Genomic DNA, 15,067 nt, shown 5'->3' with positions numbered 1-15,067 from the left:
CTGAACCGGGTCTCACCCACGGTCAGCTGGTAAGACAGGGAATCCCACTCCTTGGGCAGGTGGGGATCGATGCTCAGTCTTGTACCGCCGGTGTCGCGCAGACCACCGAAACCACAGACCAGCGCGGACCACACCCCGCCGCAGGCCGCCAGATGGATTCCATCCGCGGTGTTGGCATGCATGTCGGAAACGTCGGTGAAAAGGGACTGCCGGAAGTACTTCATGGCCAGGTCATCCCGACCCACCTCGGCGGCCACAATGGATTGGGAGGCCGCGGAAAGGGTGGAATCCCCGGTGGTCAGCGGATCATAATAGTCGAAGTCGGCCAGTTTCTGCTCGGGCGTGAACCAGGAGCTGAGCAGGTAGAGCGCCATGACCACGTCGGTCTGCTTGAGGACCTTATGCCGGTAGATCACCAACGGGTGATAGTAGAGCAGGAGGGGACGGGCCGTGAACCGGTCGAAGTGCCAGATGGGGCGCTCCATGAACTGGGCGTCCTGGGCGTGCACCCCCTCGTTGTTGTCGTAGGGGACGAACATGGCTTCGGCGGCCCGGATCCACTCCTGGGCCTCGTCATCTTCGAAGTGCAGACGCGTGCGGATGGAGCCGATCAGATCCACACGGTTCTTGCGCAGGTACTCATAGGCCCGGTAAGCGGCCAGAAGGTTGAATCTGGCCATCTCGTTGGTGTAGAGGTTGTCATCCACCAGAACGGTGTACTCGTCAGGCCCGGTCACACAGTGAATATGGAAGCGGCCGTCGGCCTTGTACCGTCCCAGGCTCATCCAGAGGCGGGCGGTCTCGACGAGAATGTCGATTCCCTCGGTCTCCAGGAAGTCCTGGTCATTGCTGACCTGCACATACTGGGCCACCGCGTAGGCCACGTCGGCATCGATATGATACTGGGCAGTACCCGTCGGGAAGTAGGCCGAGGCCTCCTCCCCGTTCATGGTCCGCCAGGGGAAGAGGCCCCCGCCCAGGTTCAGGGCTGCGGCCCTGCGACGGGCCGCCGGCAGCATCAGGTAACGATAGTGGAGCACCGACCTGGCCCGCTTGGGGTCCGAATAGGTCAGGAAGGGGAGAATGTAGATTTCGGTATCCCAGAAGTAATGGCCGCTGTAACCGGACCCACTCAACCCCTTGGCGCCGACCCCGTTGGTGATCTGTGCCGTGGACTGGGCCAGCTGGAAGAGCTCCCAGTGCACCAGTTGCTGGGTGCGGCCCTGATCCTTGGCCTCCACGCGGATGTCCTCGCGCTCCCAGAACCTGTCCAGCCATTCGCGCTGGCGGTCCTTCAGATCCTGGAGGTCCTGGGCACTGAACTCATCAAGGATGTCGCGGCAATCCTCGACCAGGTTGCGGGTGCCCTCCCTCTGGGTCTGGACGACCAGGCCGTTGCCGGTGGTGCCCTGGGGCAGGATGGGATGGCTTTGGTAGACGGCATAGCGGACCAGGCGGGCGGAACCGCCGCGCTTGATGTCCAGACGCCAGGACTGGCCGTCGACCGGCTGACCGTTCTTGGTCTGTCTGATTCCAAGGGCCACACTCAACCGCGAATTGTTGCACCGGTAGACCCGGCAGTCGCCGCCGGCCGCCGGGTAGACCTCGTTGTCGAGGACCTCGTGGATACCACACCCGTCGATGATCTGGGACTTGCGGGGGTCATCGGTCACCGAACGATGAGGCATATCGGCGTTGACGGCGCCATCCACCACCACGGTCATGTCGCGGTCCGGGGAATCCACCTGGACCATGGTGACGGTCAGACTCCTGTCGAAGAGACAGGCCATCCGTTCCAGGCTGATTGTGAGACGGGTTCCGTCATCCAGCTGGTATCGGTAGGTGGTGGTGCAGATGCCGGAGCGGAAATCCAGGCTCTGCCGGTTCTCCTGGGGATGCCTCAGGGGGATTCCTTCCACCTTGAAGGTGAAGTCCGAAGCGTCCGGGACACCCTGAATCAGCTGGCCCACCTTGGCATACCCGTAGCCCCCCTCCGGGTGGGTGATGTCGAAGGTGTCGTGGAAGCCGCTCAGGAAGGTTCCACTTCCCAGGCAGCGGGTGCCGTCGCCTTGGCCACGGACACCGATGTTGCCGTTGGTCACCGAAAAGTTGGTGGCGCTGACCGTGTTGGGGCGACCCACCTCGGTGAAGGCCCATTCATCGATGGGGTACCGGTCCGGGTCCAGGTCGGGATTCTCCCCGAGCCGGCGCTCTCCCCCGTCGTCCTCGATCAGCTCGATCAGATTGTCGATGACGGTATCGGCACCCGAGTCCAGCAGGTTCTGCCGACCTGCCCCCCGGTCCACGCCGACTACCAGACCGAACCGACCGGCGTGGCCAGCCTCCACCCCGGAGAGGGCATCCTCCACCACGATGGCATCCTGGTTGCGCAAACCCAGCAGTTTGGCTGCATATGCATAGGTGTCGGGGGCGGGCTTGCCCTTGAGACCCTGCTCGCTCTTGGTGTTCCCGTCCACCACCGTCTCGAAGAACCCTGCGATGCCGGCGGCCTCCAGGACCGCGGCCGTGTTCTTCGAACTGGAGACCACGGCCAGGCGCTTCCCATTGGTGGTCAGGTGACGCAGCACGTCCACCGTATCGGGGTAGGGGTTGATGCCCTTTTCGTTGAGCAGACGCTCGAAGGTGGAGTTTTTTCGATTGCCATACCCGCAGACCGTCTTGGCATCCGGTCCATCGGTCGGGCTCCCCCAGTCCAGCTCGATGCCCCGACTCCTCAGGAGGGCATCGACTCCGTCATAACGGGGCTTGCCATCCACATAGGTGTAGTAGTCCTGCTCGGTATAGGGCTCGGAACCCTTGGGCAGGACCTTATCAAAGAGCTGCTTCCAAGCCGCCTTGTGCAGCTTGGTGGTGGGTACGAGCACCCCATCCAGATCGAAAAGGACGCAGGCGAATCGACTGATTTCCATAAGACTTCATCCTATTGCCCGTGTGTGACGAAGACGCGCACTGCAGGCACTGTTGGGGCCGTTCTGCACAAGACGAACAAGTCACCGGCATGTAATCGATCGTGATGGCTCGGAGTCATACCCCGCAAAAAAGAACCTGGCGACCGGGAAAGGTCGCCAGGAGAGAAGAGAAGGGGAAGAAGAAGGGGTTCAATTGTGAGGTTTGTAACAACCCCGTCGGTCAGTACTTCAACCGATGCTTCTTATATAAGCAGGCCCACCTTAAGGAAAGTACCCCATAACCTTAGAATTGTCTGTGAATCAGACCCGGGGTTCGTCCCTCCATGTTTCTCGGTTCCCGGACCGCTCCTTGAGCTTGGCCTGCTCCGCCTCAAAGCGCTCCCGCTCCTTGGCCTTGCGCTCGTCAAGCTGGGTCTGGAATCGATGCAACTCCTCCTGGACGGCCTCATTGGGGATCCTGGCGAAAATCGGCGAAGGCTTGGCGATGGGTGTGCCGTCCTTGATGGACTCACGAGCCCAGGAGTGGACGTTCTCACCCAACTTGTAGGTGCCGGTGATGATCGGGTAGGTGAAGCCGGGTTTGTCCAGGTCCTCCACCTCTTCCAGGTGGGGCAGGGGGGAGAAGGTGCCTGTACCACCCATGGCCTCATAGACCTTCTGGGAGGCATGGGGCAGGAAGGGGGCCAACATGGTATTGGCATCACACACTGCCTGGGCGGCCGTGTGGAGCACGGTGGCCAGACGATCCGGATCATCCTTGATCTTCCAGGGCTCCTGGGCCGAAATGTACTTGTTGATGTCACCCACCAGGCCCATGGCCTCGCCCAGTGCCGCCTTCTGACGGTGACGCTCGATCAGCCCGCCCACGATGTCGAAAGCCTTCAGGCTCTCGTCCAGAAGGGCACGGTCCCTTTCGGTCAGCCAGGAATCCTGAATCTCGGGGATGCAGCCGAAGTCCTTGTTGAGGAGGTTGGCCACGCGGTTGACCAAGTTCCCCCAGGATGCCGCCAGTTCCTCATTGTTGTGGCGCACGAACTCGGACCAGGTGAAGTCGGAGTCCGAGGTCTCGGGGCCGGCCACCGAAATATAGTAGCGGACCGCGTCCACCGGGTAGCGGGCCAGGATGTCCTTGACATAGATGACGATGCCCCGGGAGGAACTGAACTTCTTGCCCTCCATGGTCATGAACTCACTGGCCACCACCTGCTCGGGCAGGTTGAGCTCGCCGTACTCGCCGGCCTTGCCGCCCTTGGACCCCTTGCCGTTGTAAGCCAGGAGCTCCGAGGGCCAGATCTGGGAGTGGAAGGTGATGTTGTCCTTGCCCATGAAGTAGTAGCCAGGGGCCTCGGGATCGTTCCACCACTTGCGCCAGGCCTCGGGATCGCCCTGACGGCGGGCCCACTCGATGGATGCCGACAGGTAACCGATCACCGCGTCGAACCAGACGTAGAGCTTCTTGTTGGGATTGTCGATCCATCCATCCACCGGAACCGGGATGCCCCAGTCGATGTCACGCGTGATGGCCCTGGGCTTGACCTCCTTGAAGAGACCCAGGGAGAAGTTGAGGACGTTGCTCCTCCAACCCTCCCGGGTCTTCAGCCAGGCCAGGTTGGCCCCGGCCAGGGCCGGGAGGTCCAGGAAGAAGTGTTTGCTCTCCTCGAAACGGGGGGTCTCCCCGTTGATCTTGGAGACCGGATTGATCAGCTCGTCCGGGTCCAGCTCGTTGCCGCAGTTGTCGCACTGGTCACCCCGGGCGCCATCGGCTCCGCAGATGGGGCAGGTGCCCTCAATGTAGCGGTCGGGCAGGGTGCGGCCGGTGGATGGGGAGATGGCCACCTTCTGGGTTCCCTCGTATATATAGCCGTTCTCCAGGCACTGCCTGAAGAGCTCCTGGACCACATGCTCGTGGTTGCCGGTGGTGGTGCGGGTGAAGAGGTCGTAACTCAAGCCCAGGTCGCAGAGGTCCTTGGCGATGACCCGGTTGTAGCGGTCGGCAATCTCCTGGGGACCCACACCCTCGGCATCGGCCTCCACCAGAATGGGGGTGCCATGCTCGTCGGTGCCCGAGACCATGAGGACATCATTGCCCTTCATGCGCTCGTAGCGGGCATATACATCGGAAGGTACGCCGAATCCGGCCACGTGACCGATGTGACGGGGCCCGTTTGCATAGGGCCAGGCAACGGAAACAAGAATATGACTCATAGTTGCAAGGGTATCGTTTTCGGCCTACAACCGGGCGGCCTTCCATGGAATTCCGCCCTTCGTCCACATGCCCCCTTCCCAGGCCCGTTTTGTACACATTGAATGCTTTTGCCATCGAACTTATCCACAACTGCCCCACTCCAAACAGCCTGCGTCCCAGTCCTAGTGGCCCCTCCTAGTGTCGGGACCATGACTCGAGAACATGTCTTCGGGGGAGACCGGACCTTGTCGCCAGTCAGGATGGGCCATGCCTCCCGCACATTGGTCAGACCCCCCGCCAGGCCGGGCGGCAAGACGGAAGACCGCCCGGGAACCGTCGCACCCCGGCACCATGAATCGCTGTCGGCAGCCGAAGATCTCCCCTCTTCACCGGGTCTGATACAAGTTGGTGATCTCCCAGGCCGGTTGAGCCTGAACCTACTGGTTCGGCTCGGTATCGTCACAGTCCTGGACCCTGCAACCTGCTACCGGAATGACGACGCCGAAGGCATCTTCGGACGCGCCTCGATCATCCTTCCCCTGCTTCCCTTCGGGGCGGCAGCCTGCGGATCCCTGGCCCTCTGGATCTGGCTCAACGGCACATTCCCGGAGACCCTCGATGTCATCTCCAACTCCCACTTCCGCGCACCCGTTCTTGGACGTCCCCTCCGCCCCCACAACCGCAAGCTCAATCCCCAATACCTGATGCGACTGGGCAGGCTCTGGGTCACCTCCCCCCTGTGGACCGCCTGCGACCTGGCCTGTGAGGAGCAGCAGGCCCTGAGCAGGGGCGAAGCCCGACAGGAGCGAATCCACGAACTCATGGACCGCTACCAGGTCAGTTGTTCCGACTGTCTGGATCTCCTTGCCGCCAACCCCCGCTGGCCGGGACACGCCACAGGCATCAAGACCATCACCGGGCTCAAGGCCTTCTTCTGATGCCCCGCCGCCACAAGCAAGGGTCCGTCTCCAATCCCGGCCTGCTCTCAGCGTTCCGGTGCGGCAGCAAAGTGGAATCCCCAGGGCCCCTGGGACCAGCAATCAAGGGGCGCAGGTACAAAAGCCGACGCGCAAACCGACGAAACAAGGCCACGAGAATGTCGGCGGTCATAAGCACCCCATATGCCCTGTCCAGTCAAAGCCATGAATCCGGGCCACCTGAACCGCCCCTGGTCCCGACCCCCGCCATGGCCACCGACCCAGAGACCCCGACGGACATCCTCTGGCTCATAGCCAGGGAACACCCGGAACTGCGCCGTTGGTTGGCCGCCAATCCGGCTGCCTCCCCGGCCCTCCTGGAAACCGTCTCCCAGCTGGGCGGCCCCGGTGTGAAACGGTCCTTGGAGATTCTCTTGGAGGATTCATGAGATTCCGCGAGCACTTCGAGCCACTCCCCAGACCACTCACCCGGGCCAGAGACCAAAGCCAATGCCCTTCAATCACAGCCGTCCCGTAGTTTAAGACTGCCGAAAACCCGGAGGAAAAGAATACCGGCAGAAGAGCGAATACCGTTCCCATCCCCGAACCGCCGGCAGACCTCAGTCCTCCCGGCGGTCTTCCAGGGTGGCCGCATATACCTTCTTGCGGTTGGGCAGGGACCCATCCGGCAGGGGGTGTTCGGCGACCACCCGGGCGATGGCGTCCTTGATCCTGACGCCCTCCTCCTCGGCCCGCTGCCTGGCCATGACGGCCAGGGCATGGTCTGTAAGGACTTCCGAAGTTCCGGCCTGGACCTGGTCGGAGCCGGCACCTGCCACCACCAGGACCATCTCGCCCCGGGGTGGGTCCTGGGCCATGGATTCGATGATCTGGGCAATGGTCCCCCGTCGAATCTGCTCGTGATCCTTGGTCAGTTCCCGACAAAGGGCCATGAGGCGGTCCGCCCCGAAGGCCTCATCCAGATCCTGCATGGCCTGGTCGATCCTGTGGGTGGTCTCGTAGAAGACCATGGTCCGTGGCTCATTCCTGAGCGAGCGCAGATGGCGGATGCGTTCGCCATGCCGCCTGGGCAGGAAACCCTCGTAGCAGAACCGGTCCGTGGGCAGTCCGGACAGGGCCAGGGCATCCAGAACAGCACTGGGCCCCGGGGCACAGGTGACCGGGACCCCCCGCTCGATGGCCCGCCGGACGATGGCCATGCCCGGGTCGTTGATGGTGGGCATGCCCGCATCGGATACCACCAGGGCACAGGCCCCATCCCGTACCTGGTCCAGGATCGGATCGGCCATGTGGTCCTCGTTGTGGTCGTGGTATGCCACCACCCGCCCCGATACCCGCACACCCAGCCTGTTGGCCAGGTCGTAAAGCCTGCGCGTATCCTCCGCGGCCACCAGGTCGGCCGACTCCAGGAGGGAGGTCAACCGGGCGGAAGCATCCCCGGTATTGCCTATGGGAGTGGCAGCCAGGAACAGTGTTCCACGTGAAACATAGGACGGCCCGCCCTCCGGATCTCCGCCAGGTCCCTCTGGGGATTTGTCGGTCCGGGAAAGGGTTTGATCGTCATTCCTCATCATGCTTTCAGTATGTCCTAATCTTGGTGGTGATGGCATCCATCCTCAGCAATTCTTCGCAGCATCACTCCGCCAGGCATGGTCGGCGTGCCGCCCGTCGCACGGGTCATCCACCCGTATCCGGCGGTCGGCTCCAGCAGCTGCACGGATTCCGGTACCTGCACAGCCTGACCAGGCGCCAGACGGAATGGCTGGGATGCATGCTCATGGCCCTCCTGGGCGGGCTCCTACGCTTCATCAGGCTCGGCTCCCCCCACGCCGTCGTCTTCGACGAGACCTACTACGTCAAGGACGCCTGGACCATGCTGAAGACGGGCGAACCCAGGATCTGGCCCAAGGTCCTGCCCCCCAACAAGATTCCCATCGACCAGGCCTTCGCCCAAGGTGACGTGAACCAGTGGCTGGACCAGGCCGAATATGTGGTCCACCCACCCATAGGCAAGTGGTGCATCGCCTTGGGATTGAAGCTCTTCGGCGGGGCCGACAACCCCTTCGCCTGGCGGGTCGCCACCGCCATTGCGGGGACCATCGCCATCCTCCTCCTCTGCCGGGTGGCCCTCAGACTCTTCCGCAATCTGCCCATCGCCATGATGGCAGGGTTCCTTATGTCCATAGACGGCCTGGGCATCGTCATGAGCCGCACCGGTCTTTTGGACAACTTCATCATGGTCTTCGCCCTGGCCGCCTTCCTCTGTCTCCTCGGACACCGTGACTGGGCCCGGGCCCGCCTTCGGGCCGCCTGGAAGACGGACTGGAGGATTGAAAGGCTCCACTACCGGATCCGCACTCCCCTCCCCTGGCCCGCGCAGGGAAAGGACGATGGCTGGATCCTGGCCACCGAGACGACCGGCCCCTTCATCGCCTGGTCCTGGTGGAGAACCGGTGCCGCCGTCCTCCTGGGGCTGGCCACGGGCACCAAATGGTCCGGGGCCTATCTCTTCGCGGTCTTCGCCCTGATCTCTGTCCTTTGGGATGCCTGGGAGCGCCACAAGGTCGGGTACGGATCATGGCTGAAGGCGGGCATCCTCAAGGACGGGATTCCCGCCGCCCTGGTCATGATCCCCCTCTGGGCAGGCACCTACCTGGCCTCCTGGATCGGATGGTTCAGGCACAGCGACTCCTACATGCACGGGTGGGCGGGCGGCCACCCCGGTCAGGGCCTGACCTGGCTGCCTGAGGGGTTGCGTTCCCTGGTCGAGTATCACCGCGAGATGTGGCAGTTCCACACCACCCTGGATGCCTCGCACCCCTACATGGCCAACCCCCTGACCTGGCCCCTGCAGGTGCGCCCGACCAGCTTCTACTGGCAGAGATTCACCGACCATCCCGGTCTGTGCTCCATCAGCCCCGACTCACCCTGTGTCGCTGCCGTCACCTCCCTGGGCAACCCCCTGATCTGGTGGCTGGGTTCGGCCTGTATTCTCATAGCCATCGGTCTCTGCCTACGCGCCCACAGAGGCGACTGGCGCCTCTGGGCTGTGCTGGCCGGCCTCCTGGGCGGGTGGCTCCCCTGGATCCAATACCTGAACCGGACCACCTTCACCTTCTACTCCATCGTCATCCTGCCCTGGATGATTCTGGGAATCTGTTACATGGCCGACCGTGTCCGTCACGACACCGGCCAGCTGGTCTACCGGCAGATGATGTGCACGACGATGATCATCCTGGGGATGACCTCACTCTTCTTCTACCCTCTCTGGACGGCCATGCCGGTCCCCTACTGGTTCTGGCGCATCCACATGTGGCTCCCCAGCTGGATATAGGCGGACCCGGAAAACCGAAGCCCCGGTACTTCTCCCGGTCCCGGACCTATCCGGGAACGGAGAGATGCACCGGGCCTATACGGAAGTCTCCTACTCAGATGGCATTATCCTTGACGATCCGCGCATATCTGCGGCCGGAATCCTTCCAGATCCGCTCCTGTGTCGGGTAGTCCACACGGATCAGTCCAAACCGCTTGGTGTAGCCCAGGGCCCACTCGAAGTTGTCGAGGAGGGACCATGCGAAGTAGCCGGTGACCCTGGCGCCATCCTGGATGGCCTTGGCCACGGCCCTGACATGCTGCTCCAAGTAGGTCACCCGCTTGGGATCGTGCACAATCTTCCCACCGGGCTGGGAAGGATCCGGGCTGACCTCATCCTCCCAGGCCGAACCATTTTCGGTCACCATCAGGTCCAGGTCGGGGAAACGATGGGAAACCTCAAGCAGGAGGTCGGTCAACCCCCGGGGTTCCTGGTTCCATCCCATGGCAGTCAGCTCACCCCGGGGAGGCAGTGTCTCCACCGACTCCTGGGCAGGCATGGCGTTGGCCTCCTGGTCGGGCAGACTGCCCTGGGGGCCGACACCGGCCTGGGTTGAACCCTCACCGATCCGTCTTGCCTGTACATGGTTGGTTGAGTAATAGTTGATACCGAGCACATCCAGAGGCTGATGGATGGTTTCCAGGTCTCCCTCCCGCACGAACCGCCAGTCGGTGATTCCCTGGGCCGCCTCCCTGATGCGCTGGTCATAGGTCCCGGCAAGCATGGGGCCAAGCCAGACCTCATTGGCGAAGAGGTCCGCCCGGGTCTTGGCCGCCAGGTCCTCTTCGCTTCCCGACTCGGCCCGGTTCACCTGCAGGTTCAGGGTGACCGAAACCCGAGCCTTGTCACCCAGCTCCGCCCGGATGGCCTGGGCACCCAGACCGTGGGCCAGGTTCAGGTGGTGAACAGTTGCCAGGGCCTGGTCGTAATCCCGTATTCCCGGCGCATGGGCACCGTTGCCGTACCCCAGATAGGCCGTGCACCATGGCTCGTTGAGTGTGGTCCAGGTATCCACCGAATCACCGAAGGCTCGGGCCAGGACACCGGCATACTCGGCATAGCGCTTGGCCGTATCCCGGTTGGGCCAGCCGCCTGCATCCTGGAGGTACTGGGGCAGATCCCAGTGGTAGAGGGTCACCACCGGCTTGATGCCCTGGTCGCGCAGCATGTCCAGAACTCTCCGGTAGTGGTCCAGTCCGGCCTGGTTCAACCTGCCCTGGGCGCTGGGGAAGATGCGCGGCCAGGCCACCGAGAGACGGTAGGCCCCCACCCCCATCTCCTTCATCAGGGAGATGTCTTCGGGGTAGCGATGGTACTCGTCACAGGCCTGGTCCCCGTTGGACCCATCCAGGATCCTCCCCGGCTCGCGGCAGAAGGTATCCCAGATGGAATCCTCGCGGCCGTCCTCCCTGGCGGCCCCCTCCACCTGGAATGAGGCGGTGGCCGTTCCCCAGGTAAAGTCCGCCGGCAATTCAAATCTATGCGTATCGCTCATACTTACCTTTCCCTTGCGGATGTCCGCTCCGTTTCCTGCGTCCCTGTACATGGAGCCGGAAACCTCACACGGTTTCTACCATGAAATCGATATTGCCTTCCCCACCTTATCCGATACCGAAGTCCGACTTTCCACAAGGCATACCGTTTGGCATTGATTTCCCGATTCCTCGCATCCGGGCAGCCGGTCGGTTGTGTTATCCCCGCAAGGAATGTCCGCCATGACTGACGAACACGGGTCCGCCTTGTTAGAGTGTGAGTCGGTTTTGCATTACTCGAACTTCAACGGACGGGACGGCCTCACACATGGGTGTCATCAACTGGCTCTTGAACCTGCTCAAGGACCCTCGCAGCGCCATCGCCGGATGGATCGCCATGGGCCTGGGGCCTACCTACGCGTTCATCTTCCTGATTATCTTCGTCGAGACCGGCGTGGTCTTCATGCCTTTCCTGCCCGGGGACTCCCTTCTCTTTGCGGCCGGTGTCTTCGCCCACGACCCCTCCAGCGGTCTCAAGCTGGATGTCCTCCTGCCCATCGTATGGCTGGCCCCCATCGTCGGCGACCAGAGCAACTATTTCATCGGGCACTTCTTCGGGCGGGCCATCGTCCGTTCCGGTAGGGTCAGGTCACTGACACCTGAGCGGATCGCCAGAACCGAGAACCTGATCGACAAGTGGGGTCCGTTGGCCGTCGTCCTGGGCCGTTTCCTTCCTTTCATCAGGACCTTCATGCCCTTCATCTCCGGCATTTCGGGTATGAAGTGGCGGCGTTTCACGCCCTTCAGCGTTCTGGGCGGCCTGGTCTGGTCCACCGTCTTCACCCTCCTGGGCTTCTTCTTCGGTGGTATTCCGGCCGTTCAGGAGCACTTCGAGCTGGTCGTCATCCTCATTCTGGTCATCTCCGTCCTGCCCACCGTCATCGGCCTCATCAGGGCCAGGTTCGGCAGGAAGGGCAAGGAGACCGAGGCCGACGAAAAGGAAGAGACAGAGGAGGCGGTAAACCGGATGGAGTGACACCCGACTTCCCGCGCTGTAATTATAGGGAGGCTACTCACGCGCCGGCATGGGCCCCTTCACAAGGAAGAACCGCAGACATGCAGACGGGAACCCTCCTTATCCGCCGCCCCTCCCCGTATTGAATTGCGTTTGGGAGGGCCCCGCGCTAAAGTATCATCTGTTGTTCGGCTATGGTCGGGCAACGCCTGGGGCTGTAGCTCAGTTGGTAGAGCGCTTCGTTCGCATCGAAGAGGTCGGGGTTTCGACTACCCTCAGCTCCACAGGTCCATCGACCATCTAACCTGTGCTTGTCTGTTTCCCTGAATGCGCCTGGTACAAATGACGCCTGCAGATCCTCAATGCGGCCCGCAGACGTCTTTCACCTCTTCGCGTCGGCAGCTTGGGCTTTCCTGTTAGGAAATCTTGCCATCCGTGTCATAGGTGGCGCTACGCTGGAATGAGTTGTCGGGACTGTGCAAGAGCAGCTCAACGGTCGGGTGATCGAACCCCTCCTGTTGAAGCGAGAGCGCCAGGGCTTTCATGGTCGGCTCGAATGCGTCCATGATCGCATCCGTCATATCTACACCAGAGCTGTCTGATTCATCACTGGATGAATCTTCATAGGTTATATCCATAACCAGCTTCTGGTCGCCACCGTCCTTCAGCTCGACAGCGTATCCATCCTCGTTGCCCTGTTCCTTCTGTTTCCTTAGCTCTTTCGTGGCTTGCCTGCCACGCGGAGAGTGGTCGAGCCAGTCCTGAATGCTCTTGTAATGCTTGGATGTCCCCGATTGTGTATCGGCGGAACCATCGCCTTCATCCGTAGGCGCAGAATACTGCGATTGTGCCTGACTCTGTGCATCCGAGACAAGACGATCAACGAAGTGCACCCCTTCCACCACCAGCAGAATCGAAACGATCCCGATGACGATGGAGACGATCAAGGCGGCGATCGACAAGCCCCTGCCTTTTTCCCGCCCGTCCTTGCGCAAGGTGAAAAGACTGACGATTGACAGGATCAGGCCAACCGGCCATAAAAGAACGGCGGTAATGATGGCCGCGATCGACAGGCCACTGTAGGACTCATCCGTGGAGCCCTGCCCATAAAACGGCTGCTGATAACCCTGGGGCTGATATTGGGGGGCGAAGGGCTGGCCCTGCGGCATGGGGGCACCCGGAATCGGTTGGGCCCGAGGCATTCCCGGGGTCGGTTGACCCGGCATGGACCCAGAAGGCTGTGCCTGCGGGCTGTTGTAATACTGCGTCTGCTGCCGGCCCGGAGTCGGGGTTGCTCCATAGTCCGGCCGACCATAAACCGACTGACCGCAGTCCGGCCGACCATAGGTCTGAGCAGGCTGCTCCGGCACCGCAGCCGGCGGCTCATAAGGCGTGCCCGGCATCGGATTGTCCGGGGTGGGATCTGCCTGCCGCCTGTATCCCGACTGTCCCGCACCCGAGAGCCGGTCATTCTCAGAGTCCCGGTTGTCCGGACCCGGACCATTGAACCCGGGAGTACCTGTATTCTGCGCATCGTCGCTCATAATCATTCTCTCTTCCCGGGGCACACTTCAGCCGGTATATACCATCAATGACTTGTCAAGAGTTATATACTGCGATATCCAATACTCTCCAGGAAATACTACCATCCCGGAACCGCGAGGACGACGGCCGAACCCATATCTCATTCGAGTCGGGGCTACGGCCCTGAATCCCATATGATCACGACGTCGCAAGGATTGTTCCGCGGCTGGACCAGGACCGTCTTCCGAACACTCCTAGGCGATGAACTCCAGACCGTTGGTCAGATCGCAGATGGGGTCGATTGCAGCATGTTCGGAATACCGAAGGCCGCTCTCCCGGTCCTCGCCATCATCCTGTCCATTGTCATCGGCAGTCTGGGAATAGGACTGATCAATAAGATCCGGTATATGATTCTCAAAGAAATCCACCGTGCTGTGGAACACCACGACGAATATGATGACGTTGAACAGGAATACCAGCAGGGAGATTCCCAAGGCGACAAGGGACAGGATCCTGCTGGTCCTGTTCTCGCGGCCGGATGAGAGGCAAACGCTGATGATGGAAACCATCAGACCGATGGGCCAGAAGAGGATGGCCAGAATCAAGGATGCGATGGCCAGACCACTCGCCTTGCCGCTGTCCTGCTGAATCGGCGGGGCCATTTGCGGGAACTGACCCGCATACGGGTTCTGGGCCATATACGGATTCGGAGCAGGGTATGGCGCCGGTGCAGGATAGGCCTGCCCTCCAGGGATGGGATTCTGCCCACCCTGCGGTCCTCCGAACTGCGAAGCGGGAGGTTGTGCACCGAATTGTGGAACCTCGGGCTGAGGCTGCACGCCTACTGGAACAGCACCAGGTAGGGGGGTGAACTGTGGCCCGCCCGCCTGGTGGGAACCAGCCTGAGAGGCATCGAACTGCGGACCGGTCTGTGGCGGCTCAAACTGTTGGGAATCAAATTGAGAACCAGCCTGCGAAGCATCATACGCCGGGTCGGCACGCTGGGGGCCGAACTGATAGCCCTCCGGTGAATCTGCCGATTGGGGGGCCACGGATTGAGGATCCGTCTCAGCAGTACCCGGCTGCGAATCGGTATGCAAGGCAGCGGGCTGGGCATCGACCCGGGAAGGATCGGACCGCTGGCCCGCCTGGGGCGTATCAGATCGGGAAACCGACGAATCGGTACCGATCACAGCAACCTCTTGGGGCTCCTCACCGATAGGGGATGACGGGGAGTCCTGTCCAGCTTCGCTCTCAACCGTCTGCCCATCCACCATGACAACGAAATCAGTGCTTGGCTCCGGAGTCTGATCGGAGGGGGCCGCCGAGGCCTGGCCGGGGGCAACCCCAGCCTGGTCCTCACCTATTACAGGATTGGGATCCTGGGGGTCGTGGTTCGGGTCAGTATTCATCAGCATCTCTTTCTTCCAGTGCTCCGACAGGGATCCCGATCAGGACACCTTCTCGTGGTCATCAAGGGTATCAGTTATGCGTCCGGGAGCCCCCACCAGTCGTAGACTCATCTGAACGCCCGGATGCCCACAATCAGGATTGCCGACCGTCTCGCCGTGGTACGAATCTTGGCTGCCGAAACCATCATTGCTCAAGCTTCGCGAACCGTCGCCCACCG

10 protein-coding genes and 1 tRNA gene are annotated in these 15,067 nt (G+C 61.8%); 5 read left to right on the top strand and 6 right to left on the bottom strand.

Annotated elements, in window-relative coordinates; genetic code table 11:
• A partial coding sequence (locus Q0K62_RS03855; RefSeq protein ID WP_297316663.1) for an HAD-IA family hydrolase occupies positions 1-2,930 on the bottom strand: 2,930 nt, incomplete at its 3' end.
• A 300-nt stretch (positions 2,931-3,230) separates the two neighbouring features.
• Positions 3,231-5,135 carry a methionine--tRNA ligase gene (gene metG, locus Q0K62_RS03850; RefSeq protein WP_297316662.1) on the bottom strand — a complete coding sequence of 635 codons (1,905 nt, stop codon included), beginning with the start codon at positions 5,133-5,135 and terminating at the stop codon, positions 3,231-3,233.
• 405 nt (positions 5,136-5,540) lie between these two features.
• Between metG and Q0K62_RS03845 the strand changes: the two genes are divergently transcribed.
• On the top strand, positions 5,541-6,053 hold the full coding sequence (locus tag Q0K62_RS03845) for a hypothetical protein (protein ID WP_297316661.1): 513 nt from the start codon (positions 5,541-5,543) through the stop codon (positions 6,051-6,053).
• A gap of 158 nt (positions 6,054-6,211) precedes the next feature.
• On the top strand, positions 6,212-6,481 hold the full coding sequence (locus tag Q0K62_RS03840) for a hypothetical protein (RefSeq protein ID WP_297316660.1): 270 nt from the start codon (positions 6,212-6,214) through the stop codon (positions 6,479-6,481).
• A 171-nt stretch (positions 6,482-6,652) separates the two neighbouring features.
• Here Q0K62_RS03840 and rsmI read toward each other — a convergent pair whose 3' ends face one another.
• The gene (rsmI, locus tag Q0K62_RS03835) at positions 6,653-7,627 is read right to left on the bottom strand and encodes a 16S rRNA (cytidine(1402)-2'-O)-methyltransferase (RefSeq protein ID WP_297316659.1); all 975 of its coding nucleotides are present in this window, start codon (positions 7,625-7,627) and stop codon (positions 6,653-6,655) included.
• A 197-nt stretch (positions 7,628-7,824) separates the two neighbouring features.
• Here rsmI and Q0K62_RS03830 point away from each other — a divergent pair, with 197 nt between their 5' ends.
• Positions 7,825-9,387: a phospholipid carrier-dependent glycosyltransferase gene (locus Q0K62_RS03830; protein ID WP_297316666.1), complete on the top strand. Its 1,563-nt coding sequence runs from the start codon at positions 7,825-7,827 to the stop codon at positions 9,385-9,387.
• Between the two features lie 94 nt (positions 9,388-9,481).
• Here the strand turns inward: Q0K62_RS03830 and Q0K62_RS03825 are convergent, their stop codons facing one another.
• Positions 9,482-10,921 (bottom strand): family 1 glycosylhydrolase, encoded by a 1,440-nt coding sequence (locus Q0K62_RS03825; RefSeq protein WP_297316658.1) that lies wholly within the window; start codon positions 10,919-10,921, stop codon positions 9,482-9,484.
• 305 nt (positions 10,922-11,226) lie between these two features.
• Between Q0K62_RS03825 and Q0K62_RS03820 the strand changes: the two genes are divergently transcribed.
• Positions 11,227-11,934, top strand: a complete 708-nt coding sequence (locus Q0K62_RS03820; RefSeq protein ID WP_297316657.1) for a VTT domain-containing protein — start codon at positions 11,227-11,229, stop codon at positions 11,932-11,934.
• 190 nt (positions 11,935-12,124) lie between these two features.
• Positions 12,125-12,197: transfer RNA gene (locus Q0K62_RS03815), tRNA-Ala, on the top strand.
• Between the two features lie 132 nt (positions 12,198-12,329).
• Here the strand turns inward: Q0K62_RS03815 and Q0K62_RS03810 are convergent.
• Positions 12,330-13,457 carry a hypothetical protein gene (locus tag Q0K62_RS03810; RefSeq protein ID WP_297316656.1) on the bottom strand — a complete coding sequence of 376 codons (1,128 nt, stop codon included), beginning with the start codon at positions 13,455-13,457 and terminating at the stop codon, positions 12,330-12,332.
• 234 nt (positions 13,458-13,691) lie between these two features.
• Complete coding sequence (locus tag Q0K62_RS03805; RefSeq protein ID WP_297316655.1) at positions 13,692-14,135, bottom strand: hypothetical protein; 444 nt, start codon at positions 14,133-14,135, stop codon at positions 13,692-13,694.
• Positions 14,136-15,067 lie beyond the last annotated feature (932 nt).

It is taken from the genome of uncultured Bifidobacterium sp., assembly GCF_945269915.1.
In the GTDB taxonomy this organism is placed as follows: Bacteria; Actinomycetota; Actinomycetes; order Actinomycetales; family Bifidobacteriaceae; genus Bombiscardovia; species Bombiscardovia indica.
Note: the sequence above shows the minus strand (reverse complement) of the source record. Positions and strands in the feature narration are given on the sequence as shown.